This window comes from Paraburkholderia sp. AV2 (assembly GCF_054968425.1).
Genome location: NZ_JBANLK010000004.1, coordinates 24,902 through 49,445 on the forward strand (window position 1 = coordinate 24,902; position 24,544 = coordinate 49,445).

Here is a 24,544-nt window from a genome sequence, read left to right on the forward strand (position 1 = left end):
GCCTCAGCCTCCAATGAAGGCTTCGCGGAACGCGTCGATGGCGACGCGCAGCGACAGTTGCGGTTGGTCGAGGTAGCTGACGAGCTTGCTGGTCCGATGATCGTTTTGCGCATGAGCATCGATCCACTCCGGATCGTCGATGTCGATGTTGTGGGCGGCGTAGGTCTGCGGGTCGACGACGCTCAGCAGTGTCTTCGCGGAAGCGCCGTTGAAGCCGATGACGAGACGCTCGCGCCTGGCAATCGAGCCCATGAAGATCGCGATCTCGAAGTCGGCCTGCGACACGAACGGCGCGATCAGCTCGAGCCAGAATGCGGCGACGAGGCTGCGGTAGAACGGATCGACCGGCAGCGGCAGCGTGAGACCGCGTTCGATGTGCGACGAACCGCTCTGCATCACCGGGCGCAGCAGCGACCCGAGCGCGAGCATCGCCCCCTTGAGCCGCACCGGATGGCCGCTCGCGAGCAGCATCTGTTCGAGGCCGAACAGCGTCTGGTGCTCGATGAAATCGGCAAACGTGCCGTCGTGCGAGTTGCCGGGTCCGCCGATGTCGATCGGCGCCTGTGTCTCGCCTAGCGCCTGCAGCGCGCCGGGCGGCTCGGTCTCGCCGAGGAGCGGCGGCATCTGCGCGGCCACGCGCGCCCACAGCCGCGCGAACGCGAGCGGGCTGCGCGCGAGGAAGGCGAGCGGCGACTCGACTTCGAGCGCCGTGGCCGCGACGAACGGAAAGCGCCGTTTCGACTGGTCGTGGCTCGCCACCATATGGCCCGCGATCGCCAGCCGGCTGCGCGGACCGAGGAACGCGAAATGCATGGGCTGCGCGCTTTCGTAGACGATCTTCCAGCGCGGATCTTCGGCCAGCAGTTCGAGCGCCTGGGCGATCCAGCGGTCGAGCGTTTGCAGCAGTTGCGGATTGTGCAGGCTTTTGACGAAGTCGCCGCGCGACGGAATCTTGCCGAAATAGGCGATTTGCGCCTGTACCGTTTGCGTCATTGCGCCCCCTGTGCGTTCAATGGGTTGGCAGCCGCTGCATCGGCAACGGCCGAGCCCGGCTGGGCGGCGGCCGGAGTTCCCGCCGCCGTGCTTGCCGCCGAGCCCCCTGCCACGCCTGCGCTCACGTCGGCGATCGACGACGGCAGCGTCATGCCGAGCAGGCCTTGTTGCTGCGGCGCGTTGCCGGTGCCGCTCGTCGGCTGGGACGTGCTGACGATGCGCATCGTCACGGCCACGCTCACGCTGCCCTGCGTCCACACCAGGTCGAACGTGCCGTCCGGACGCCGCTTGCGCTGCGCCGAATCGATGAGCTTCTCGAGACCGTAGCGGCCCGGCTCGTTGACGAGCTGGATCGTGCGGCCGTCGAACGTCGTCGCGGAGAGCGTCGCCCCCGGCGCGCCCTGCGGGTTCGGCCAGACGAAGTTCGTCCATTGCGGCGGCGTATTGCGGTAGCGCAGTTGCTGGCCGTCGATCGCAATCGTGTACTCGGTCGTGCCGGGGCTAGGCTGCGGCAGGATCTGGAACACCGTCTGCGGTTCGGACGAACCGCCCCCGCTTGCGCCGCCCGCCGCCGCACCGCCCGACAAAGGCGCGATCCAGTGGCCAAAGCCGCCCGTGAAGTCCGGCGTCAGCGCGAGACCCATATCGCCCCACGTGCGGGCGGAGAGCGTGTCGCCGCGGCGCACCGCGAGCGGCCCGAGCGTCGTGCCGACGAACTTCGCGATCGAGCCGTCCGGACCGAAGGTCTGCGCAATCTCGCTTGCGCCGGCCTCGACCTTCGCGTTCGGGGCGAACGGATACTTGTTCGCCAGCGACGCCTGGAATGGTTGGTACACCTGCGCGTTCCACACCTTGTTCACCTCGACGCTCGCCGGCTGGATCACGACGGCGAATGCCTGCATGAGCGGCCGCACGAGCAGCGGACGCAGCCCGCTGCGTTGCGCGTCGGTAAGACCCGTCAGCATCTGCTCGTCGACGAACTTCAGCGAATCGGCCAGTTCCGAGCCGTTGCCGTCGAGCGTCTGCTGCATGAGCTGACGCGCGCCGGGGCCGGGGTCGCCCTGGTTCTTGATCGTGTTGAAGCGCGTGCGGACCTTCGAGAGCGAGTCCATATAGCCGTTGAGCATCGACGTGCCGTCCTGCTTCGAGACGATCCGCGCAAGGCCGACGAACTGCTGGCCGATCGGCCCCATCGGCGTATCGGGCGCCGGATTGCCGTTGATGTCGATGTTCGCGGCCTGGCTGTCCGCTGCATGCGAGAACAGGCCCTTGACCCAGTTCACGATGCCCGACTGCGCCTTTTTAAGCGTTGCGGCCGCGAGCGACGGGTTGTCCCACGAAGTCTGGTCGTAGGCGGTCTGGAGCACCTTGCGGATCGGCGAGTCCTGCGGGTCGCCCAGGCGGTTCATGCCGTCGACAGCCTGACCGAAGCTCGTGAAGCCCTGCACGGTGATCCCCTGCATGAACTGCTGCCAGTGCTGCGCGTACTCGGTCTTGTACATGCCGACGAGCGCCTTCTGGATCTGCTCGGGGCTGCCCTCCAGCGTCAGGTCGTCCTGCGTCGCCGTGTTCAGCACCCAGTCCTTCGCCTGCAGCTCCTTCGTCGCCGCGTCGCGAATCGCGGGCTGCACGTACTGGAACCACGCGTCGCGCGTGAACGTACCCGGAATCGCGTAGCTTCCGCCGATCAGGCTCGCATTGCCGTCGCCGACGATGCGTGCGACCGTCATCGGCGCGAAGCGCGTCGACGCGCGCGCCTTGATCTCTTCGTACACGCGCTGGCGCGCCGGCATTCCGCGCACGACGTGGCGCAGGTTTTCGCGCGTCTGGTCGACGAGCGCGAGGTTCGCGTCGATCATCGGCCAGTCGTTGTCGTTTACGCGCGAGAGATAGAACGTGATCATTCGCTCGGCACTGCGGATCATCTCGTCGCGGGGCATGTTGCCGCGATTCGTTTCGAGCCAGCCGCGCCAGAAGCGCGCGATCTGGTCGGTCAGATGCGCCTGTTCGACGTGGCGCTTGTCCGAGAGCATCAGGTAGGTCTTCAGCGCGTTGTACGCGTCTTCGACGTTGGTCGGCGACGCGTCGCGATAAAGGCCGCCCTGCTGCGAGGCGTCCGTCGCACCCGGCGCGGAGGCCATCGAGACCTGCACCGCGCCAGATTCCGGCGCATGCGTCATCGGGGCGAGCTGGTCCGGGTGCTCGTTGACCTCCTGCAGGAACGCCACGAGATTGTTCGCCACCGGATCGAGCATGATCTGCCGCACGCCGTTGTAATACTCGGTCAGCAGGTGCGCTTCGAGCCGGTCGCCCTGGTAGAGCCCGAGCGACACGGAAAGCGGCTTGTCGTGGCGGAACTGTTCGAGCTGCTCGATGCGGTCCTCGAGTATGTCCATCGCCTGCAGGCGCGACTGCAGATCGGTGCGGTTCTGCTCCAGCCGCGTGATGTTGTCGAGATCGGCCTGCACATTCGAAACAAGCTGTTCGTTGCTGATCGTCGACCACGTCCAGCCGCCGAGCGCGAGCGCCAGCACGGCGACGAAACCGAAGAACGTGGCATAGCGAAAGCGCGTTTTCGTGGGGCTCGCGAACTGGCGCACGGTCTGGCGATCCGCGAAAATCACTTTCGAAAACAGATCGCGCAGGAAGAAGCCGTTCTTCGAGAACGTGGTGGCGGGCTTCGGCAGCGACTCCGCATTCAGGCCGAAGCGGTGCGCAATGCGCTCGGCGGCCGCGCTGTTCGTCTCGCCTTCCTGCAGTGCGCTCGTGAAGTAGAAACCGCGGAATACCGGCTTGTATTGGAACGGATTGTTTTCGAACAGCGTCGCGAGGAACGCGCGCAGTGCGGGCTTGACCGTCGAGAATTCGAGCGGAAAGCTGAGCTGCCCCGGAGAAAGCTGGTTGCCGCGCGACAGCGACAACTGCGCGACGCTGATCTCCTTCAGGCCCTCGTAAAGCTCCTCGAAGCGCTCGTCGAAGAGCGCGACGACGTCGCGCTTCTCGTCGGGCTCATACGGCAAGGTCGCGCCCCAGACGCGGTCGTATTCGCGCTGATCGCTGCCGCTGAAAAATTCGGTGAAACCGGTAATGAGGTCGGCCTTCGTGAACACCACGTAGACGGGCGCAAAAACTTCGAGCTTCTCGGTAAGCTCCTGCACGCGCTGGCGCAGGTTCTTCGCGAGGTTGATCGCCACCTCGGGCTTGCTGCCCGTGAGCTCCGCAATGCTCGCAATCACCACGATGCCGTTGATTGGCGCCTTGGGGCGATGGCGTTTCAGGAGGCCAAGAAAACCGAGCCATTCGGAGCGGTCCTCCTCGTGCACCGAATAGCGGCCCGCCGTATCGAGCAGAATCCCTTCGGTCGTGAAGAACCAGTCGCAATTGCGCGTGCCGCCGATACCGTGCACGACCGCGCTGTTCTTGTCGGCGAACGGAAACTGCAGGCCCGAGTTCAGCACCGCGCTGCTCTTGCCGGCGGCCGGATTGCCGATCACGATGTACCACGGCAGCTCGTACAGCGCGGAACCGCCGGAGACCTGGCCGATCTTCGAGGTCTTGATGGTCTTCACCGCCTCGGTGAGCCGCGAGCGGAGCTGGTCGAGGTCGGCGGACTTCGTCGAGCCCTGGGACACCGCGGCAGGCGCCACCTTGCCGGTCTCCGCCTGCTCCTCCAGCACCTCGCCAAGCTTGCGGTTCGCGCGCTTCACCCGCGCGCGCCGCCATAGCGCGACAGCCAACCATAGCACGACAATCGCGGCCAGCACGAGCGCGGGCCAGATGAACGGGATCTGCAGCGCGTCGGCCGCGACGAAAAGGATCGCTGCAAGCGCAACGATCCCGATGATCGAGAGCGTGCGCGGGTGGGTCAGCACGTTGAAGAGGCGTTGCATAGGACGTTCAGGTTCCGGTGCGATTCGATAGGACGACGCACGCGCGTCGGGCGGCGAGCGCGATGGCGCGCCGGGTCGTCGGGAATTCGAGCGGACAGGGAGAGACCGGCATCGATCGGGGCGTTATTCACGGTTCGGCCGTCTGGCTTGCGCTGCCTCCCAGGGTGAAGCCGGGCTTGTGATATTCGACGTGACCGAGATCCATCATTTTCCAGCGGCCGCCCCAGGTCAGCCCGACCTGCTCCGCGACCTGCCCGTAAAGCTGATAGCCCCGCATCGCCCAAGGGTCTTTTTCGCTGATGACGAGCTTGCCGTCGCGCAGAAAGGCGTTGTCGGCCGCCAGCCCGTACTGGTGATAGCTCTGGAACGCCCCCGCATTGGTGACGTTGCCGCCCAGTTGCGCGAGGCGGCTTTGCCGTTCCGGGCTCCGATACCCTTCCAGCAGCGCCATGTCATAGCCGTATTGGTCGTGCATGATCTTGTAGACGAGCAAGAGACGCGTGCGGAAGTCCGCATCGAGCAAATTCCAGTCGCGGCTCGCGTCCTTCAGTTCGGGCCGAATCTGCTCGACTTCCCGGGTGGTAAAGACTTCCGGCGGTAACGGCGCGGGCGGCACGAGTTGTTCGCCTTGCAATAAAGCGGCGATTTTCTCGTCCGGTACACGAGCCGTGTCGTCGTATTGAAATAATTGCCTGCCGCGCAATGCAATCGCGATCAATGGAGGCGTCGCAAGAATACCCGCGGAGGCGATAATCAGCAAGCGCCTTTTGACCAGTATATTTTGCACGTCTTCAAGCGCGTTTCTGGAAATAGTTGCCGATTTGACAATCTCGCTGCGTGTCCGGGTGGCGTGTTCGGATGCGCGACGCATAAAACGGCCGCGTAATTGGGCAGCGGAATCCAGAACCGTTGCACGCACACCGGGTAACAGCAGCATTGCCGTTGCCATGACGGCAAGAACGAAATAGGCGACGAGTGCAAAGGCGATCAAAGAAAACCCCGGTATATGGAAGCGATTGTGTTTTGCATTGCTTGCTCTTAGAATCAGGCCTGCTCGGAGGCCGGCCTTCATTATCGCGGCGAAATTAACCAGGATTCAATAAGCAGGATTCAATGAGAGCTGAATGAGTGCTCCGGAAAACTCCAATTCGAAAACTCCGCCGAGCCTGCTGTCCGAGGCTCAGCAACCGGCTGGCGGCACGCAGTCCGCGCGGATTCTCGCCAATCTCGAAGGACGCGTAGCGCCTGCCGCCGAAGCGCCGCGCCGCTCGAAGGCCCCGCTCGCGGCGGCGATTGCGCTCGCCGCGATTGCCGTTGGCGGCTGGGGCGCCTGGCATTGGCAGAAAGCGGGCGAGCACCCGACGGTCGTGGCCGTTGCCGTTCCGGCGCCGGGGCCGGCCGCGCAAAACGCGAGCAGCGTGGCGGCGCAGGGTGCGAGTTCGGCCGCTCCGGCACCGCAAACCGCAACGATCGTCAACGACGACAGCGCCGCGAAGGCCGCCAGCGCACCGGACGCGGATCGCTTGTCGCGCGCCCTGGCGAACGGCGCGGTTGACGAAGCGGCTTCGGCCCCGACTGCCGCGAACACGAAGACCGATGCGGCGAAGGTCGCAACGCAGCCTGCTCCCGCCTCCGGCAAAGCACAGGCACAAGCCGAAGCGGCCCGCAAACATCGAACCGGACAAACCGAACTCGCCGAGGCGCACAAGCACCACAACGCGACCGCGCGGCAGGCGGGCAAGAACGACGACTCGGATGCGGATCTGATCGAAGCGCTCGTTTCGCGCACGCGGCCGGCCGGTTCGAAGAAATCGGATGAGGTGCCCGTTTCCGCGAAGGCGGGAAGCAACGCAACGCTTGCCGCGCGTGTGAAAGATTGCTCGACGCGCGGATTCTTCGAGGACCAGCTTTGCCGCTGGCGCGTGTGCGATGGCCACTGGGGCACCGATCCCGCGTGCCCGACCGCGCAAAGGCAGGCGCAGCAGTAGTCCCCTGGCTCGCGCGGCGAGGGGATGGGCGGGCTCCGCGGAGGGCCCGCCGTTCGATCACTTCGTGATGTACCAGAGCGCGTCGGTGCCCGGACTGGATTTCGTCGTTGCCTTTTCCTGTGCGGGCGGGGACGCAACCGGCTGAACGGGTGTTGTGGGCAGTGGGGTTGCTTGCGGCGCTGCCGATTTCGACGTCGACTGGGTTGCGTACCAGAGCGCGTCGGTCGCCGACGATACACGTTCCTTCGATACGGCAACCGGGCTAGCGGCGCTCGCCGGCATCGCCGCCGTGGCATGCGCCATTGCGTTCGCCGTTGCGTTGTTAGCCGCCGGGCCGCTTGCCGGTGCGCTGCCCGATTGCCCACTCCCCTGCGCGACGCTGCCCGGCGTGCGCTGCGCACGCGCCTCATACGTCCCCATCTGAAACACCAGCGTCTTTTCGGGCCGCGCGATCACCGCATACGGAAACTGCAGATCCCAGCGCAACAGCACGCGCGAACCCGTGGGCGTCTCGCCGAAAATCGCGGGGACGTGCTTCATGTCGGTGAACTGCACGAACACCTTCGAACCGTCGTCGAACACCTGGATCGGCTTCGCCTGATCCGCACCCGTGACAGTCCAGCCGAAGTTGTACGCGGCCGAAGAGGCGACGGCAGAACCCGATGCACCACCCGGCGTTGGAATGCCCGGCGGCATGCCGCTGCTCGCGCCGCCGCGCGCGGGCTGCACGGAATTGATCTCGAGGCTCGCGAACGGGTTGTACGCCTGCGGCGGTGTGAACGAAGGCGGGAGGATAGGCATGGACGAGTCCGACGAGCCGGAGATGGATTGAACCGCATCATAGACTTTGCGCGCATAGACGAGGCGCTTGTCCGGCGAAGCCGCATTGTACGCGCCGACCGCATTCCAGGTTGGTCCGAACTGGCGGATGTTCTCCGAGAGAATCCACGCACCGACGTACGCGTTCGTGCAGGGATCGAAGAGGCTCTGCTCGCTGATGCCCTCGCGCGCGAGCACGGGCAGCCACGAGCTGTTGATCTGCATGAGCCCGATGTCGGTGGTGCCGTTGCTGTTCGTGTTGATCCGGTCCGGTTTCATCCCCGATTCGACCTGCGCGATGCCGCGCATGAGGTTGACGTTGACGTGCTGGAAAGCGGCGGCATCGTCGATGCAATCGGCATGGGCGGTGTGTTGTGCGCCTGGCAGAAAAGCGGCGAATACGATTATCCGGAACAGAGGGCTACCGGCCGGGCTGCATTGCTGAAACGGCATGATGGTTGGAGTTCGAATCACGCGTCGCTACGTTACCTGCTCGGCGCGGATGACCGCCTGAATCGAGTTTCAATCCATTGGGTCGGCTTTTAACAATTGTTTGGCCTTTCGCAGACATGATGCTGATTGAGTTCGCGATGGGTGGCTGGTCCTGTTCCACCGTCATGATGCGAATCGTTCTGCCTTCGGGCAGGCCCGATTCTAAAATCAAGCATTGCAAAAGACAAATGCTTCCTTTGGGGGGGCGGGTTTGGTTGCTTGGTACTGCCATACCGGAGAGGAAAACGTCGGCTCTCGATGCGGTATTCGACTCGCATAATCAATGCTGGGCGCCACGCTTCGGTTGGCGCTATGCATGCGCCCTCTTTTCATATATCGGCAATTCTTTCGGTCGATATTACCGGTATGAACGACGCGCTGATCCGACGACGATGCCGAATATGGCGGGTATTCCTGCCGTGCCGCTAATCGCGGAAGCGGAGCCGCGATCTGTAACTGTCGCAGCCCCTTGATCGGTTCAGCGTTTGCGGCGCGCGCTGCCCACAACGGTCATGCCGAAAAGGAAATAGAGGCCGACGCCAACCAACGGCACACCAATCGCGCAAAGGATCAGGAAGGCTCCACACAAGACTGAAGACCAAGTGGGTAGGATCATAAACATAAGCCTGAGTACGTAAGCCACCGGACAATCCGATCAGATCCTCACTCAAATACTGCCCAGTCTCCGCTATTTTTTTGGTCCGTCGATCTGTTATTTATCTCGTCCGTTGAATGGATAGGTTCTAGAAAGCCCTCGCTTAACAAACTCGCATCCAACGATTCGCTCGCTTAACACAAAGCAGGCACCAACATATGAAGCGGTTTCTATTCGGTAGCTCTCCAACTGCTGCTCAGCGGGAAGCCTTTCCAATTCTGCGATCAAGCCTGGCAGACCAAATGTATCCAGTCCCAACCTTGTTGAGTTGTTCCGCCGCATTCTTGCCCTATTCCGAAGAAACGACACACGATACAACTGAGGGTTACCACGAATTTCCTTCACATCAGTTGATCGCAGAACCTCGAATAGGGGGTCATGCCAATCATCTTGACCGCCCATATTCAGCAGAGAAGTTAAATACTTTATGTTACCCATCACAAGCATCTTTCTCCATGGACTAGAAACGTCTATACCGGTTCGCGTCTTCAATCGCAGGGAGATTGGCACTCACACCTCTATACAACAACGAACACCCCGCCAACCCCAGCGAATCAATCCATTGCACCGGATCCCGCACATACGCCTGAGTGCGTAGGACTCCGCCGAGCTCGATTGGATCCGTGCTCAAATACTGCCCCGCCTCCGGATCTTAGTATCGGTTCAGGTTGTAAACAAACCGCCTTGACGCAAACTCCCCGCGGGCGGGCCGCAAACCAGGCCCGCCAAGGCTTCCAGCACCCGAGCCGCTTAAAGAACAGAATTTTTCCTCAGGCACGAGTGTCTCCGCTTCGGCAGCCTGACATCCCGCCGGGGGGGTGGGGGGGGGGGGGGGCGCCGCCCGCCCCCCCCCGCGCCGGGCGGGGGGGGGGCCCCCCCGCCCCGGCGGGCGCGGGCGGCGCCCCCCCCGCCGCGTGCCCGCGCCCAAACCCCGGGGGGCGGGGGGGTTTTTACCCCCCGCCGGGCGGGGCTCGTATCGGCGAGCCGCGCTGGCCGCCCGCTGCCGGGCGTGTGCCACAATCACACCATCCCTGTTCGACCGACTGGACACCGCTGTCGTGACGCGCCGCCTGCTCATCCTCCTCGTGCTCGCCGCCGGGCTCGTCGCGGTCTGCGCCCTGACGTGGACGCTCGCCTGGAAGAGCGGCATCGACTCGCTGCGCCGCGACGCCGCCGTGCGCGGCGATCGCACGACGGCCGCGCTCAAGAGCACGCTGGAGCGTTACGAGTCGCTGCCCTATATCGTCGGCGAGCATCCGCTCGTGCAGGACGTGCTGGAGGATCCGAGGCCCGAGTGGGTGAGCGCGGCCAACCGCTACCTCGAAGACGTCAACCGCCACGCGCGCGCGACCACGACCTACCTCATCCGTCCTGACGGCTACTGCATCGCGGCCAGCAACTGGCGCGACGCGGACAGCTTCGTGGGCGGGCAGTACCGCTTCCGGCCTTACTTCATTGATGCGGCGAAGGGCGGTGTGGGCCGCTTTTTCGCCATCGGCACGATCTCGCACGACCCGGGCTACTACCTCTCGCAGCCCGTGCGTCGCGACGGCCGGTTCGTTGGCGTCGTGGTGGTCAAGCTGAACCTCGAATGGTTTCCGGGCACCGACGCGACCGAACCGCTCCTCGTCACCGACGATCACGGCGTGATCTTTCTCTCGTCGGTGCCCGCGTGGAAGTACCGCACGGTGCGTCCGCTACCTGCCGATATCGCGGCTTCGATCGACGAAACGCAGCAGTACGCACGCCAGCCCCTCACGCCGCTGCCTACTCACGTCGAACGCGTGCTCGAAGACGATGCCGACATCGTGCGCATCGGCCGTGGCCTGCGTGCGCCGCGCTATCTGGAGACGCGCCGCGCGCTGGGCGCGCCGGACTGGCATCTCGTGACCCTGTCGCCGGTGAGCCCGGTGGTCGATGCCGCGCGCAGCGTGACGGTCATGACGGGGTTCGGCTACGTGTCGCTGTGTCTGCTCGGCTTCTACTGGCGCCAGCGCCGCGCGCGCGTGAACGAGATGATCAAGAGCCGCGCCATGCTGCAGAAGGCGTACGCGATGCTCAACGAACGCGTGGCCGAGCGCACGGCCGATCTTTCGCAGGCCAACGAGCAACTGCAGCGCGAGGTGCACGAGCGCGCGCGCGCCGAGGCCGAATTGCGCGCCGCGCAGGACGAACTGATCCAGGCGAGCAAGCTCGCGGCGCTTGGCCAGATGGCGGCCGGCATCACGCACGAGCTGAACCAGCCGCTCGCGGCGCTGCGCAGCTTCTCGGACAACACGCGCGTGTTTCTGGAACGCGGCCAGTATGCGGCGGCGCACGAAAATCTCGAGTCGATCGGAGCGCTGACCGAGCGCATGGGCAAGATCGTCAACCAGCTCAAGCTCTTCGTGGGGCGCGCGCGGCCGCGCAGCCTGCGCTCGCCGGTGGCGCCCGCGCTGCGCAATGCGCTCGCGCTGCTCGGCAAGCGACTCGCGGGCGTGAGCGTCGCGCTCACGCTGACCGACCGCACGGAGCACGCGGATGCGGCCGCGGTCGCCTTCGATCCGCATGGCGGCCACCCCGAACTGGTCGCGCAGTGCGACGACCTGCGGCTCGAACAGGTGCTCATCAACCTGATCGGCAACGCGCTCGACGCGGTGGCGGGCACGCCCGCGCCACGCATTGCGATCGGGATCGAGGCCGACGCCGCGACGCTCGCGATCGACGTGCGCGACAACGGTCCCGGCATTCCCGACGACGTGATGCCGCGCCTCTTCGAGCCGTTCTTCACGACGAAAGAGATGGGGCAGGGGTTGGGGCTTGGCCTTGCGATCTCGTCGTCGATCGCGCGCGACTGCGGCGGGTCGCTCGCCGCGCAAAACGAACCGGACGGCGGCGCACGCTTCGTGCTCACGCTGCGCCGCGCGCAGGTGAGCGCGGCGCGTGTGCCGGCCGCCGATGTCTGAACCCGTTGAATCAGGATAGCGAACGAACATGGTGACGCAGCATGTGACCCGGCACGCCGGCCGGGTGCTCTATATCGAGGACGACGAACTGGTGCGGCGCGCGGGCGTGCAGAGCCTGCAGCTAGCCGGCTTCGACACGACCGGCTTCGCTTCGGCCGAAGCCGTGCTGCCGATCATCGACGCCGATTTCGCGGGCGTCGTGGTGAGCGACATCCGCTTGCCGGGCGCGAGCGGGCTCGACCTGCTCGCGCAGTGCCACGAGCGCGCGCCGGACGTGCCCGTGATCCTCGTTACGGGCCACGGCGATATTTCGATGGCCGTGCAGGCAATGCGCGACGGCGCCTACGACTTCATCGAAAAGCCGTTCGCCGCGGAGCGCCTGACCGAAACCGTGCGCCGCGCTCTGGAGCGCCGCACGCTGGTGCTGGAGAACCTCGCGCTGCGCCGCGAACTGGCGGGCCAGAACCCGCTCGCGCCGCGCATCATCGGCAGGAGTCCGGTCATCGAGCAGGTGCGGCGCCTGATCGCCAACATCGCGCCCACGGACGCCGCCGTGCTCATCAACGGCGATACGGGCGCGGGCAAGGAGTTGATCGCGCGCAGCCTGCACGAGCTCTCGCCGCGCCGCGGCAAACCGTTCGTCGCCGTGAACTGCGGGGCGTTGCCGGAGCCGATGTTCGAATCGGAGATGTTCGGCTTCGAGCCCGGCGCCTTCACGGGCGCGACGAAACGCCGGATCGGCCGGATCGAGCACGCCTCGGGCGGGACGCTTTTCCTCGACGAGATCGAGAGCATGCCGCTTTCGCTGCAGGTGAAGCTCCTGCGCGTGCTGCAGGACGGCGTGCTGGAGCGGCTGGGCTCGAACCAGCCCGTGCGCGTCGATCTGCGCGTGGTGGCGGCGGCCAAGGGCGACATGAGCGAACACGTGGCGGCGGGCACCTTCCGGCGCGACCTGCTGTATCGCCTGAACGTCGTGACCATCGCGCTGCCGCCGCTGGCCGAGCGCCGCGAGGACATCGTGCCGTTGTTCGAGCATTTCCTGCTCGACGCGGCCGTGCGCTACCAGCGTCCCGCGCCGCTCCTCACCGAACGCGACCGCATGCGTCTTGCCCAGCGCGACTGGCCGGGCAACGTGCGCGAGCTGCGCAATGCCGCCGATCGCTACGTGCTGGGGATTCCCGACGATGCCGCCGCGCCGGCGGATGGCGGCGCGGCGCCGCCGCAGCCGCTGAAGGAGCGCGTGGAACAGTACGAGCGCGCGCTGATTGCGGATGCGTTGGCGCAGGCGGGCGGCGCGGTCGCGCAGGCCGCCGAACAACTGCAGATGGCGAAGGCGACGCTCTACGAAAAGATCCGCCGCTATGGGCTCGTGGTGCGGGGCGATCAGGAGGTGCGTTGAGGCGCGCTCAGGTCCGCCGGGCAAGGCTGAAAACGAAAACGGCAGCGGGCTGGGCCGCTGCCGTTTGCAAGACGCGGCGCCGACGCTTCGCGCTCAGGTCGAAAGCGCTTTCTGCAGCAACTGGTCGAGCTCGGCGAACTGCGGTTCGCCCACGTAGCGCTTGATGATCTTGCCGTTGCGGTCAACGACGAACGTCGTCGGCGTGAGCTGCACGTTGCCGAACTGCTTTGCCGCCGAGCCATCGTCCATCGCGACCTTGAACGGCAGCTTGCGCGTTTGCGCGTAGTTCGCGACGTACATCGGCGCGTCGTAGTTCATTGCGACGGCGACGAATTCGAGCCCTTCGCCCTTGAAGCGGTTATAGGTCTGAACCATCTGCGGCATTTCCTGCACGCAGGTGGAACAGTTCGTCGCCCAGAAATTGATGAGATAGACCTTGCCCTTGAGGTCGGCGGTCGAGACCTTCTGGCCGGAGAGCAGCGTGAAGGTCGCGTCGGGCACGCGTTGCTGGCTACCGAAGAACGCAAAGTAGCCGGCCACGGCGAGCGCGCCGACGATCAGCGCCACCGCGACGCGATGAATCGCACGCATGCCGGACGCTTTCGGGGGAGTAGGGGATGCAGCAGTCATGGGCGGAACCTCGGACACCAGGAAACTGGTCGGAGTATTCTAGCGCCGAATTTGCCGGTATAGCGTTTGCTGCCCACTATGTCCGGGACCAGCAACGGATAATGTCGCGTTCCTTTCATCCTCGTTACTCCTGCACGTTTGCGTTGCGCTACATGTTCCCGACCATTCTTCGCCAGATTTTTCCCCGTTTAGCCTGGGTGCTCCGCGTTTGCCATGTCTGCGCCGCAGGCGCCCTGGTTGCCCTGATGGGCATAGGGCTGGCCGTGCTGGCGGGCTGCTCGCCGCAGTACGACTGGCGCACCGTCGCGAACAACACGAGCGGCTACAGTGTCGATCTGCCCGCGAAGCCGGGTTCCGACCAGCGCGAAATCGAGGTGGACGGCTCGCCGATGCGTATGCGCATGCAGACCGCCGAAGTGGACGGCGAGCTGTTCGTCGTCGGCACGCTCGATCTGCCCGACGCGAAGCCGGCAACCCAGCAGGCGGCGATTGCCTTTTTGCGCGACGGCCTCGCGCGCAACGTGAGCGCCACGTCCGACGCGCACGACGTGGCGGTGCCGGTGGCCGGCGGCGGCGCGGTCGATGGCATCGAGCTGCGGCTCTCCGGCCGGGCAGGCGAGAAGGCCGAGCCGCGCACGATCCACGCGCGCCTTGTCGCGAAGGGCGCGCGCGCTTACCAGATCGCGATCGTGGGACGCTCTGAGCCGCCTGTCGAGCAGGTCGATCAGTTCTTTCAGTCGTTCCAGCTCTACTGAGTGAATTCACCGGGCGGCGTGGTGACAGCAGGCAGGATTGAAGGTTCCACTGCAAGTTTTGGCGCTAAGAGCCGGATTTGATTGGGGGTTTACGGGTTACCCACAGACGCTGTGGGTAACTTTGTGGAAAAAGCTGGGGAATAGCCCGCAAAGGGCCACCCTGTGGGCTTTTTGTTAGTTTGCACGCCTTCCTTGCAATTTTATTAATTCAATTGAATCAACGACTTGTGAAAGAAGCTCGGGGTGCCTGCGCGTTGTCCACAGTTTTGGGGATAATCCGGGGCAATGTGCATAAGTCAAGTCTTGACTTCCCTTTTTTGACACGGTGATGACCTTGGGCCGGCCTAATGATCGGTAAAAACCCGCCGGTACTGGATGGCTTCCGCGATATGACCGGAGGCGGGCATGTCGGCGTCGGCGAGGTCGGCGATGGTGCGAGCGACCTTGAGCACGCGGTAATACGCGCGCGCCGACCAGCCGAAGCGCTCGCCGGCCTCGCGCAGCAGCGTTTCGCCCGCAGCGTCCGGGCGGCAGACTTCGTCGGTGTCGCGGCCGCTCAATTCGCGGTTCGTTTTGCCTTGGCGTGACCGCTGGCGCTCACGTGCGGCATGCACGCGCGCGGCGATGACGGCGCTGGGCTCGGCGGGCGAGTACGCGCGGGCCGCGAGTTCGGCGGGCGGTAGCGCGGGAATTTCGATCTGGATGTCGATGCGGTCGAGGAGCGGGCCGGAGAGTTTGCGCAGATAACGCGCGGCGCCCTCGGGCGTGCAGCGGCAGCGGCCCGAGGGGTCGCCGCGCCAACCGCACGGGCAGGGGTTCATGGCGGCGACGAGCTGGCATGCGGCGGGAAAGTCGGTTTGCCACGCGGCGCGCGAGATCGTGATGGCGCCGGCTTCGAGCGGTTCGCGCAGGGTTTCCAGCACATGCCGGTCGAACTCGGGGATTAGATGTATTTCCTTGTCTGTCTGTTTCCGAGGCGCTAGAACGTACCTATATTCCCGACGAAATCCAATCATCGAAGCCTGTGATAGGAGGAATCGTCCTATGGCCTCAGAGACTCAGGAGCGATTTGCGGTCAAGTTTTTCCGACCCCAATTGGAATTCGACAGCTGGCCTGCGGTCTTCAAGCACGCGGGTCTCGCTGAACCGATCGAATGGGAACCCAGACTGTTTGCGCTGCCGCTAGTCGCTGTTGTCGTTGACGGTACCGGTGTGCCGGTCTGGATGCCGACCCTTTTTCTCGCGGACACCGCATTGGCCAGCCGATCAGTCACCGGCGACACCGTGCGTACGTATGCCGGCGCGTTGCTTGTGTGGCTTCAGCACCTTGAAGCCCGGAAGATGTCTCTGACTGACGTCACTGAGGAGACCATCGGCGTTTATCGGGCGGAGCTAAGCTCACAAAAGAACGGTACTCACCGCCGATACGCCAGCGCTACGATCAACCAGCGCGTCACCGTAGCCGTGGCCTTTCACGAATGGGGGCACCGCAGAAACTTGATGCCGTCGCCTCTTGGCAAATACTTGTGCTCCGCCGACCCTAACTCACCGTGGCGCGCTGCTGGGCGTGGTCGAAACCCCCGCGGAGTACGCCTGCCGCGAATCGGCCTGCTGCGCGTCATCAAGAGATTACCTGTGGTGCTAAGCGCCGTTGCGCTGTTGATGTTGATGCTATGTTCGCGGGCCAACTGGGTTGCACCGATCGAAGCCGTCAGTTCGCCGCGATAGACCTGCCTCGCGACGTCGAACGCCGCGTTGATCTGTTCATTCGTGATTTTGGATGGCATGGTGTAGCTCAATTGCCGGCGATGATCCAGGCGGCCCTGGGGATGAGGATTCGCGCGACGGCGCCGTGAAAGTTCGCTTACCTGTGTGCCCAGTACCAGACGAAAAAGATCGCCACGATTGCGGCTAACAGATCAAGGCGATGCGCAATCTTCCTGAGCGTCGAGAGCAGTTCCGAGTAGCGCTCATGAGCGGGTATGGGCGCTTCACTTCTCTGGGCTTCCGTCCCGGGTCTGAATGCGGAAGCTTCCAGCGTCACGTTGTCCATCTTCACGACTTTTGCTAAGTCCTGGTCCCAGACGATATCGCTGCCATCCGGCGCCATGCCATAGGTAAATCCCGCGAGGCCTTCCGCTCTCCAGAGCGTGACTTCAATGCGCCGCCCGAACATCCATTGATTCCTGATCCATGTGAGAGTCGCCAGATCCACATAGACCCAGGCGTGCGCGCCGTCCTGGAACACACCGAGCTGCGACGGCTGGGCATCGCTCACCACGGCGAAATGCGTCTCGACGAGCTCCGCCCCGGGCCGGTCCGGAGGGACCTTGGTGCGGAACGGCGCGCACTTTGCCGTCGTCAAGATACTGTGCGTGACCTTGCCGTCTTCCGTCCCGCGAAGTAATGCTGTTTCATCTGCCCCCAAAGAAAGCCCCGTGCTGCAGCAAGCCCACCTTCCTCTGTCTTTAACTTTACTTTTCGGGAATGCGAACTAAACTCGGATCTTGTTGATGAAGCGAAGTAAATCTGGAACTTTGCGGAGGGCTGGAGGGCTGGTGGTGACTGACGATCGTGCGGTCGATCCTGCCCTGCAGTTTGACTTTCACCCGATCGCCATCCAGCGCTCGAAATGGACGCACCAGTTCCACGTCTGGAGCCCCAAGCTTGCCCGATGCCTCTCGCTTTATTCGCATGCGGCTGTCGACTTCTGGGCCATGATGGAGTCGTACTCGTCGGTTTTGACGTTCTGCGAGTATCCGGGACTTATCCTTGTTGACCAGAAGCCCCGTATCGCGGACTTCGTGCTTCGCCGCGACGATGTAACCGAGTTCGTCGTCGTGGAAGCTACGCCCCTTACCGCGATCGACGCCGGGTCGCTTGAAATCCTCGATCCACTGGCTGTCACGACCGTGAACGCTGATCTACTAAAGCCGCATCGCCAGTGGATCGACAACTGGATGCGTATGTTGCCGTACGTCACAAGCAACGGCACGTTTCTTTCGAATGAATTTCTCGACCGGATCGAACAGGGCTTAGCTTCACCAAAGCCGCTGTACGCCATCGAATACGAGGCATTGCCAACCGATCCAGTCCTGACGCGCACTGCTGTCTTCGATCTGACTCGACGCGGTCGGCTAGTGAGCCCGGAACTGCGCACCGGTGAGCTCAACAGGCATATGCGATTCAGGCAGGTTGTGGCGACAGAGGGCGCGTCGTGATAACGTCGGACTGCCTCACGCGTCGGGCTCTTGCCCCGGAGTTGCGTGATCTGCATAGCTGGCCGACAGTCGATCCATCTGCTCTGCCGGAAGCGCGCCGGACGATTTTTCTGCGTCGTGAAGAGGCGATTCGCCAATATCTGGAGGACCGGAGCCTGACGCTGATCGAGAGCGCGACCGGCATCCGGCGTGCGCAGCTGTACCGCCTGCTCGCCCGCTGCACCACGCCGCATGCCGACGGACGTATCCAGGGCTTCCGCGCACTGGTTCCTCATGTGCGTACGCGGGGCTATGTGCGGACCCGGCCCACGCAACCGGCCGTCCCCGGCAAGCGGGGCGGCGCGGCGGGAGCAATGGCGCAGTTGCTCGCGCGGCATGAGGTCCTTGCAGAGTTCCTGCAAAGGCAGATCCAGCTACACAAGGTCTACTTCGGCGCACGCGGCGAACTGCGCGGCCTGCGCGCGACGCACCGGGAATTTCTCAACCGCTGTCGCGAGCTCAATCTGACGGGCAGGCACTATCCCTTCAACCAGGATCTTCAGGGCATCCGCAGCCTGGCTGCAGCCATCCGTCGCTTGGTAGCAAACCAGACATTTGCGCAGGCAGCGCGGGTCTCAGGCGCGCAGCGCGTCCAGCCACTTCGCCCTCCACCGGATCAGATGTCGCGTTCGCCGGTCACGCGTCCGTTCGAAGCGGTCGAGTTCGACGGCCACAAACTGGATATCCGCCTGCGCATCCGGGTGACAGATCCCATCGGATTGGACAAGGATATCGAACTCGAGCGCGTGTGGCTGCTCGTTGTGCTCGATGTCTGTACGCGGGCGGTGCTCGGCTGGAACCTCGCGCTGGCCACCGAATACAACCGGCATGACGTTATCAGGACCGTACAAAACGCCCTGCAACCCCGCCGCAAGCGGACTACCTTCTCGATTGCCGGCTTGCGCTACGAATCGCGCGCCGGGTTCGTCAGCGAGGCCGTTCGCGAGGCCGAATACGCGACGTGGGACTGGTTGCGCTACGACAATGCGCGCAGTCACCTTGCTGGCGAGACACTCGCCACTGTATGCGACATGATCGGCAGTCACGTCGACGCCGGCCCCTACGCGGAGCCCAACGAGCGGCCGTACATCGAGCGGTTCTTTGGCACGGTTGGCAGCACATTGTCCCATCGCCTTCCCGGTACAACAGGCTCCAGCGCCCAGGATGTCCGGCGGGCGCTGAGCGATCCAGACGGCAAACGCAGCCTTCTGGTGAGCAGCGAAGAACTTGCCGAATTACTCGACGTGAGCTTCGCGAATTACAACGGAACACCCCATGACGGCCTGGGCGGGCGTTCTCCCATTGAGATGATGCAGCATTTCGCACAGAAACCTGGCGGGTTATGGCGAACACTTGCCGAACGCTACCGGCAAAACCTGATGCTGCTGCAGCCGGTTCATGAGGCCATTGTCCGCGGCAACCTGAGGCGCGGCGTGCGCCCCTATGTAAACCTCTACGGCGTCCGGTATTCCAGCGGCGTGCTCGGAGAAGCAACCGGGCAGATCGGTAAGCCGTTGCGCATCTATTTCGATCCCGAGGACATGCGCGTCGTGGCGGCGTATCTCGCCAGCGGTGAGGAGATCGGCCCACTGAGGGCAGCCAGACCCTGGGACCAGACACCTCATTCGTTGCGGCTTCGTCAGGAGATTCTGAGACTCAAACGTCTCAAGGAAATCGACTACGGCGATCTCTCCGATCCCGTAGACGCTTACCTCAAGTATCAGCGACGCAAATCCCGCGCGAAACAGCGGCGAATACCCCATCGCATCGCCGAAGCCGCACGTGCCGTTGAGCAGCGCGACAGGCGTGACGAAATCCCGGCGGCACCAGCATCAGACGGATCTGACCATATCCCTGCCGTGAGCATGCCCGAGCTCGGCAAGGGGCAGATTTTTCGTTGATCATGGTGACCGACTCATTACGGCCATCACCGATCGACGAACATCCGGTCGTGCTGCGCAGATATCGCATCCCGACGCCGTCGATCGCGCAATTCTACGCATTGCTGGTGCGCTGCCTGTCGTTGCGGACCGGAGCGATGGTCTATGCCCGCTCACGGGTCGGCAAGACCTATGCGATCCTTTTTCTGGAGTCACTGCTCGCTTCACAGCGCCCGGCCCTGCCTATCCTGCGCATGCGTTGCCAGCACAAGCGCATTGCGACCGAGACGGCTTTCTTCAGCACCCTGCTGACCATGGCCCGACACAAGGCGAGCTCCGGACGCGATCCGACACAGCTGCGGCACCGGCTCACGGAGCGTCTGCTCGAAATAGCCGATCAGTCGCGCAGCAGCGATATCCTCGTTTTCCTCGACGAGGCCCAGCATCTGGGCAGTTCGGAGTTCGAATGGCTGCGCGACATTCACGACGAACTTGAGCTCGAAGGCGTGCGCCTTGTGACCATGCTCGTCGGCCAGCCCTCGCTGCGGGCGAGGAAGAGCATTTTCCAGCGCGACGGAGAAGAACAGATTGTCGCCCGCTTCATGACCGAAGAATTACCTTTTCATGGGGTGCGTTCCGCGCACGAGTGCGCGGCCTGTCTGCAGGGGTACGACCAGGGCGAATATCCCGAAAACTCCGGTTGGACTCATACGCGCTTCTTTTTCCCGCGCGCCTGGGACGCCGGCATGCGTCTGGCCGCCGAAGGCGGTGCCCTCTGGGAAGCCTTCGACGACGCGCATAAACGAGCACAGCTGATGGGGAACTCGAGCTACCGATGGAATTCTTCACGCGCGCGGTCCAGCACATCCTTTACCAGTATGCGCAGCGTGACTCGACCAGTTTCGCTTTTTCCAGGGCAATCTGGGCCGAAGGCGTCGATGTGTCCGGCTATGTTCGCGCCAGGAAATGATGATGCCCGGCCAGTGGAAGGGACGTTGCCCTGGCAGGAGCACAACCGGGTTTCCGTCGCTCACCGGACAACGTATACAACGCGCGCGGCATGGACCTGCGAGGTCGAGTCTGCGTGGTCGCGGTTCGCAAAATTTCAGCTGCTCAATCGCCTGAACTGGACACAACTCGACGAGGCCATGGCGGTTCTGCCAGCAATCAATACCGGCGAGGGTATCGACCTCCGGGCGGCCGATGCCTTCAGGCTCACCGACCTGGCCGACACCTTGCACATCGGCTTGCACGATCTTGAAAATTCGTTTTGCACTGCGAATCGTGGTGATGCCTTGCTCGACGCGGCGAGCCCGTCGTTGCGCTTCTGCCCGACCTGCGCGTCGGCGGGTTTTCATGCAACACTTTTTCAGTTCACCGCGTTCCGGCGCTGCCCCATTCACGGATGCGCGCTGTGCGAGGCCTGCACCGGTTGCGGGCAACCGCTCGCATACCGCCTCCACGCAGGGCTCGTACGCCATCCATATGCCTGCCCGGCCTGCGGTCGCTCCCTGCTCGCCGCGGCCTCGCTTCGCCGCCTGCGCACGAAGGCTGGTATCGACGCAACGGGGCTGGATCGCCTGCGCGCATGGCACGACTACTTCTTCCGCTATGCGCAGCTGCTCGGCCCGGGCAGGAGGCGTATGCGCGATGCGGCCGGGCAGTACCTTCCCGGCGACGAAATCCAGGCGTGCTCGCATATTCCCCATCGTCTCGCGTTTATCGGCGAGCTGGAGCGACACCTTCGCCGTCCGCCAGAGCTGCCCCGCGTCGATCCCGTACCCGGCGCCAGTGCTCAAAGCGGGGGCGGCTGTCGTCGGTCAGTGTGCCCACCCGCCCGCTGCGCCTGGGCAGCCGACTGGCCACATGTGGACCACACATGCATCATGCTGTGTGCCGCTTACAGGAAGATCCGGAAAAATCGTATGCGCCGTCTGGCGCATTCAATCCGGCCCGTACAACCAGAGGCCGGCTCCATTCGCCATTCGCCCGAATCCGGATTGTTACTGTGCGACGGCAATACCTCTGCCCAGTCGATTGCCCTGCTGGGATGGCGCCTGTCCTGGGAGCGGCGCTTCAGTATTCAGACGCTCGCACGCTGCCAGGGAGATTATCCGCCTTTCGGATTGCTCGAATGGCTGGCCTTCATGCCTGCCCATTTGCCGCCCACAGTCGACCCGCAGGGCTGGCTGCATCGCCATTTCGTTCACGCGCTGGGTCAAACCTGGAACGCGTGGTGTGCCATCGCTTCCGGGATGCGGGAAAGCGGCTGCTACGCCCTCTCACCGCTGCTGTTTCCCACGCGCCTGCTCTGGCTGGATCTTCCCGACGACGGACATGCCCGTGAAGTCGAGGGCCCCCGCACGCGTCTTGTCCCACCGGGTGACGGCTGATGACACCTGAAGTGACTCCGGATGGTATCCGTTCTGGTCACACAAGAAAGCCCATAGGACGCGCGATCACGCGCAAAAAGAAGCCGCAGAACCAACCATCGCCGCAATCCTGCCATGTAACCTATTTTCGGGTGGCCGATGTTCGCAGCCAGAGTCCTCCCCGCAGAGGTTCGAACCGAGAGGCAGGCTGCCGTGATGTCCGGCCGACCGATGCCGCGGGCCGACGGCGCGGGGGAGGCCCTTAAGCGGATGCTCGACAGGAAGGAACAGGTGGTCGATTTGACTGGGCCGCAGAAAGCCCACTGTGCCTGGTTTGCCGCGGCATAGTTGGCGTGCGGGGCGCACCCACGCCTCGCAGGAAGAGGAAAGTGCTCGCGCGGCCCCCGCGGCGCGAGAGGCTTCCTCACTCAAGCGAGATCGTGCATCTGGTTTGTCGGCCGCCTTTATACAGCCTTCTGGCCAGCCCCAGAATTCGGTCGCGGCTGCGGTCGAAGGCCGCAAGCAACACAGGCTCGTCCGAACCGATGCCGGGATTGAGGTTAGTCAGCGTTGCGTCGTCGACCACAAAGACAATCTCACGTGCATTGTCGTAACCCCAAAAGCACACGCAATGTCTGTACGCATCGTGGACACGATTTGGATTTGGGAAATTTAGCGCCACAATACGCCTTCTCATCGAGCTACCGATGGCCGTCGTATCGCCACTTGCTGGCGTTGACGTCAAGGAGAGCGTCGTTCTCCCGCCGCTTCTGGGCGCGCTCGTTTTCCGCCTTCTCCAGTGCAGCGGCTCGCGCTTTTTGCGTGCTGACGAAGTCGTAATGACTGACGGGTGAAGGCGAATACGCTCTGGTTGGTTTGAGCATGCTGGTTCCACGAAAAATTGAGGAGGACCGCCAATGGCGGGGCCTGTCGCCGGCATTCGCTCACCGTTCAAATGCCGGTCAACCGCCTTGCGACCTTGCCGTACGCACTCTTTCACCCGGAGAGCATTATGCGGGGAACGGGGGCGTTAAAATCGCTCGATTCAAGCGATTCCATGTACTCAATTCCCGATCGTCACATAAAAACTGCGGAACGACAACGGCCGAACACAGACGGCGTGACGCACGAAAGGTCTGGTCGCGATGCCTTGCGTCGGCGGTGTTCTTTCCGCGGCGCCGTGCTGGTCGAAGCAGTCACGCGGCATTGACACAGAACCCGTGGCTCCGCAGATCTAGCCTGATGACAGCGTGCGCTCGTTGCCGTGCCAATGCAAGCGCAATTGCGAAGCGGTCACCAGGAATTTCGCCGAGGGGCGGTGTGTAGAAAACACCGCAGTAAGAGGCTGAAGGCAAGCGTGTCTCTTAGGTGTGCTGAAAAACAGGCTCTCGTTGGCGGTCTTTGCTGCTACCTGATGTCGCGGATCCCCCAAAAAGGCCGAAATCTAGCGTCCCGGCCCTTTCATGCTCTCCCCTTCCATGGCGGCGTTGCGCTCCTCGCTGGCCCCAATGGGTTCGATCGCCTCGGTGACGGAAGCTGTCGCGCGCTCGGTGGCCGACCGGGTTTCATCGACGATTTCTCCTGACTCATCCTCGTCGTTGTTCGGGGGCTCCAGCATGTCGTCAAGCATCGCCTTCAACTCCGGCGTGTCCCATAAGGCACCACGCTGCTTTCGCCTCTTGATGTAGTGCCTGACCTCCGCGTCCTGCTCCTGAGTCAAGGGAAGGCCGCGAAAGGTGTTTTGAGGGGTGGCTTCACGCATGGACTACTCCTGGAACTGATTCTCCCTGCTTCAAGTGTAGTCGTCTTTTTGGCAACGGCGTACTGCACCGAAGGTGCGACTAACCTTGCGAGCTTCTGCTCGATCGTCGCGAACAAATACTCAATCCTGGCGCGAGACCTGGCAATGCGTTAGTCGCGTCACTGCTGGCAGGGGACAATGCCTTTTTGCGCTTGCATCTTCTCGAAAAGGATCCTGGTGCGAGCACGAAAGCATGGCAGGGGCCATTGGGGTTTGAGTCGGGTACGACGGACGATTGTCCCCAGGCCTAACCGGTTGCGCGGCAATCGTGTCGACAGCTGCCGTGAGCGCTACGAAGTCAATGTGCGACTTCATCCACGCCAGCAGATCGCCCAGCTCGCCGAGAGTCTTGCGGTCCGCTCATCGGCAAACACGTCGATATTGATGGCGCCACATTTTCATTAACGATCTCCGGCGGACTATTCAGGATTCGAGATGTTTTCACCGATCTCGTAGGCGGGGCTGTCCATGGCTACAGCCGATGTGTATCGGCCGCAGAGGGTCGCCGGATAAGCGCGAGAGAAATCGGGCGCTCCCCCGTCCGTTTCATCAGATTCGCGGGCATGAGTTCGTACTGAGGGAGCGTTGAGCCTATCGGACTGAAGTCACCGGGTCGTTCTTGCGGATTCTCGTTGTTACATTCGGATTCGACCGCATTCGTTTGA

At 63.5% G+C, this 24,544-nt stretch carries 18 protein-coding genes and 1 pseudogene; 9 read left to right on the top strand and 10 right to left on the bottom strand.

Annotation, left to right across the window (positions count from 1 at the left end; genetic code table 11):
- Positions 1-3: 3 nt before the first annotated feature.
- From tagF to V8683_RS04135, 3 genes are all read right to left on the bottom strand, one after another.
- Positions 4-993, bottom strand: a complete 990-nt coding sequence (gene tagF / locus V8683_RS04125; protein ID WP_411192973.1) for a type VI secretion system-associated protein TagF — start codon at positions 991-993, stop codon at positions 4-6.
- Complete coding sequence (gene tssM, locus V8683_RS04130; RefSeq protein ID WP_411192972.1) at positions 990-4,883, bottom strand: type VI secretion system membrane subunit TssM; 3,894 nt, start codon at positions 4,881-4,883, stop codon at positions 990-992. Before tssM ends, tagF begins: the two co-directional genes overlap by 4 nt.
- 127 nt (positions 4,884-5,010) lie before the next feature.
- Positions 5,011-5,874: a M15 family metallopeptidase gene (locus V8683_RS04135; RefSeq protein WP_411193535.1), complete on the bottom strand. Its 864-nt coding sequence runs from the start codon at positions 5,872-5,874 to the stop codon at positions 5,011-5,013.
- A gap of 133 nt (positions 5,875-6,007) precedes the next feature.
- On the opposite strand from V8683_RS04135, the gene V8683_RS04140 reads away from it, so the two are divergent.
- Entirely contained in the window at positions 6,008-6,871 is an 864-nt protein-coding gene (locus V8683_RS04140) for a phage tail protein (RefSeq protein ID WP_411192971.1), read from the top strand.
- Positions 6,872-6,928: 57 nt separating this feature from the next.
- On the opposite strand, the gene V8683_RS04145 is transcribed toward V8683_RS04140, so the two are convergent.
- Positions 6,929-8,107 (bottom strand): lytic transglycosylase domain-containing protein, encoded by a 1,179-nt coding sequence (locus V8683_RS04145; RefSeq protein ID WP_462849293.1) that lies wholly within the window; start codon positions 8,105-8,107, stop codon positions 6,929-6,931.
- On the opposite strand from V8683_RS04145, the gene V8683_RS04150 reads away from it, so the two are divergent.
- The 3 genes from V8683_RS04150 to V8683_RS04160 all read left to right on the top strand — a co-directional run bounded on the left by V8683_RS04150 (position 8,015) and on the right by V8683_RS04160 (position 13,181).
- On the top strand, positions 8,015-8,236 hold the full coding sequence (locus tag V8683_RS04150; RefSeq protein WP_411193593.1) for a hypothetical protein: 222 nt from the start codon (positions 8,015-8,017) through the stop codon (positions 8,234-8,236). The genes V8683_RS04145 and V8683_RS04150 overlap by 93 nt on opposite strands.
- Before the next feature lie 1,620 nt (positions 8,237-9,856).
- A complete protein-coding gene (locus V8683_RS04155) occupies positions 9,857-11,782 on the top strand; it encodes a sensor histidine kinase (RefSeq protein WP_411190452.1) in 1,926 nt (641 codons plus the stop codon).
- 28 nt (positions 11,783-11,810) lie between these two features.
- Positions 11,811-13,181: a sigma-54-dependent transcriptional regulator gene (locus V8683_RS04160; RefSeq protein WP_411187440.1), complete on the top strand. Its 1,371-nt coding sequence runs from the start codon at positions 11,811-11,813 to the stop codon at positions 13,179-13,181.
- 93 nt (positions 13,182-13,274) lie between these two features.
- Here the strand turns inward: V8683_RS04160 and V8683_RS04165 are convergent, their stop codons facing one another.
- Complete coding sequence (locus tag V8683_RS04165; RefSeq protein WP_411187438.1) at positions 13,275-13,772, bottom strand: TlpA disulfide reductase family protein; 498 nt, start codon at positions 13,770-13,772, stop codon at positions 13,275-13,277.
- 284 nt (positions 13,773-14,056) lie between these two features.
- On the opposite strand from V8683_RS04165, the gene V8683_RS04170 reads away from it, so the two are divergent.
- On the top strand, positions 14,057-14,566 hold the full coding sequence (locus V8683_RS04170) for a hypothetical protein (RefSeq protein ID WP_411187436.1): 510 nt from the start codon (positions 14,057-14,059) through the stop codon (positions 14,564-14,566).
- A gap of 344 nt (positions 14,567-14,910) precedes the next feature.
- Here V8683_RS04170 and V8683_RS04175 read toward each other — a convergent pair.
- Positions 14,911-15,510, bottom strand: a pseudogene (locus tag V8683_RS04175) (ATP-binding protein); the annotation flags it as partial.
- A gap of 100 nt (positions 15,511-15,610) precedes the next feature.
- Here V8683_RS04175 and V8683_RS04180 point away from each other — a divergent pair.
- Positions 15,611-16,294 carry a site-specific integrase gene (locus V8683_RS04180; RefSeq protein WP_411187434.1) on the top strand — a complete coding sequence of 228 codons (684 nt, stop codon included), beginning with the start codon at positions 15,611-15,613 and terminating at the stop codon, positions 16,292-16,294.
- A 136-nt stretch (positions 16,295-16,430) separates the two neighbouring features.
- Here the strand turns inward: V8683_RS04180 and V8683_RS04185 are convergent, their stop codons facing one another.
- Complete coding sequence (locus tag V8683_RS04185) at positions 16,431-16,931, bottom strand: hypothetical protein (protein ID WP_411187432.1); 501 nt, start codon at positions 16,929-16,931, stop codon at positions 16,431-16,433.
- A 196-nt stretch (positions 16,932-17,127) separates the two neighbouring features.
- On the opposite strand from V8683_RS04185, the gene V8683_RS04190 reads away from it, so the two are divergent.
- Genes V8683_RS04190 through V8683_RS04200 form a run of 3 tightly spaced genes read left to right on the top strand, consistent with a single transcriptional unit; the run spans position 17,128 to position 22,099 of the window.
- Complete coding sequence (locus V8683_RS04190) at positions 17,128-17,787, top strand: hypothetical protein (protein ID WP_411187430.1); 660 nt, start codon at positions 17,128-17,130, stop codon at positions 17,785-17,787.
- Positions 17,784-19,727 carry an integrase gene (locus V8683_RS04195; protein WP_411187428.1) on the top strand — a complete coding sequence of 648 codons (1,944 nt, stop codon included), beginning with the start codon at positions 17,784-17,786 and terminating at the stop codon, positions 19,725-19,727. The genes V8683_RS04190 and V8683_RS04195 overlap by 4 nt, the downstream gene beginning before the upstream one ends.
- Before the next feature lie 2 nt (positions 19,728-19,729).
- Positions 19,730-22,099, top strand: a complete 2,370-nt coding sequence (locus tag V8683_RS04200) for an AAA family ATPase (RefSeq protein ID WP_411190451.1) — start codon at positions 19,730-19,732, stop codon at positions 22,097-22,099.
- Between the two features lie 403 nt (positions 22,100-22,502).
- Here the strand turns inward: V8683_RS04200 and V8683_RS04205 are convergent, their stop codons facing one another.
- The 3 genes from V8683_RS04205 to V8683_RS04215 all read right to left on the bottom strand — a co-directional run bounded on the left by V8683_RS04205 (position 22,503) and on the right by V8683_RS04215 (position 23,840).
- Positions 22,503-22,775, bottom strand: coding sequence for a DUF1488 family protein (locus V8683_RS04205; protein ID WP_411187426.1), 273 nt, complete (start codon positions 22,773-22,775; stop codon positions 22,503-22,505).
- A 4-nt stretch (positions 22,776-22,779) separates the two neighbouring features.
- Entirely contained in the window at positions 22,780-22,962 is a 183-nt protein-coding gene (locus tag V8683_RS04210) for a hypothetical protein (RefSeq protein ID WP_411187424.1), read from the bottom strand.
- Between the two features lie 560 nt (positions 22,963-23,522).
- A complete protein-coding gene (locus V8683_RS04215) occupies positions 23,523-23,840 on the bottom strand; it encodes a hypothetical protein (RefSeq protein WP_411187422.1) in 318 nt (105 codons plus the stop codon).
- Positions 23,841-24,544 lie beyond the last annotated feature (704 nt).

Excerpts from the sequence above, each read along its gene's own strand:
- V8683_RS04215 (WP_411187422.1), bottom strand. The coding sequence starts at position 23,840 with ATGCGTGAAGCCACCCCTCAAAACACCTTTCGCGGCCTTCCCTTGACT.
- tagF (WP_411192973.1), bottom strand. The coding sequence starts at position 993 with ATGACGCAAACGGTACAGGCGCAAATCGCCTATTTCGGCAAGATTCCG.
- V8683_RS04165 (WP_411187438.1), bottom strand. The coding sequence starts at position 13,772 with ATGCGTGCGATTCATCGCGTCGCGGTGGCGCTGATCGTCGGCGCGCTC.
- V8683_RS04160 (WP_411187440.1), top strand. The coding sequence starts at position 11,811 with ATGGTGACGCAGCATGTGACCCGGCACGCCGGCCGGGTGCTCTATATC.
- V8683_RS04200 (WP_411190451.1), top strand. The coding sequence starts at position 19,730 with ATGGTGACCGACTCATTACGGCCATCACCGATCGACGAACATCCGGTC.
- V8683_RS04205 (WP_411187426.1), bottom strand. The coding sequence starts at position 22,775 with ATGAGAAGGCGTATTGTGGCGCTAAATTTCCCAAATCCAAATCGTGTC.
- V8683_RS04170 (WP_411187436.1), top strand. The coding sequence starts at position 14,057 with ATGGGCATAGGGCTGGCCGTGCTGGCGGGCTGCTCGCCGCAGTACGAC.
- V8683_RS04140 (WP_411192971.1), top strand. The coding sequence starts at position 6,008 with ATGAGTGCTCCGGAAAACTCCAATTCGAAAACTCCGCCGAGCCTGCTG.
- tssM (WP_411192972.1), bottom strand. The coding sequence starts at position 4,883 with ATGCAACGCCTCTTCAACGTGCTGACCCACCCGCGCACGCTCTCGATC.
- V8683_RS04210 (WP_411187424.1), bottom strand. The coding sequence starts at position 22,962 with ATGCTCAAACCAACCAGAGCGTATTCGCCTTCACCCGTCAGTCATTAC.
- V8683_RS04180 (WP_411187434.1), top strand. The coding sequence starts at position 15,611 with ATGGCCTCAGAGACTCAGGAGCGATTTGCGGTCAAGTTTTTCCGACCC.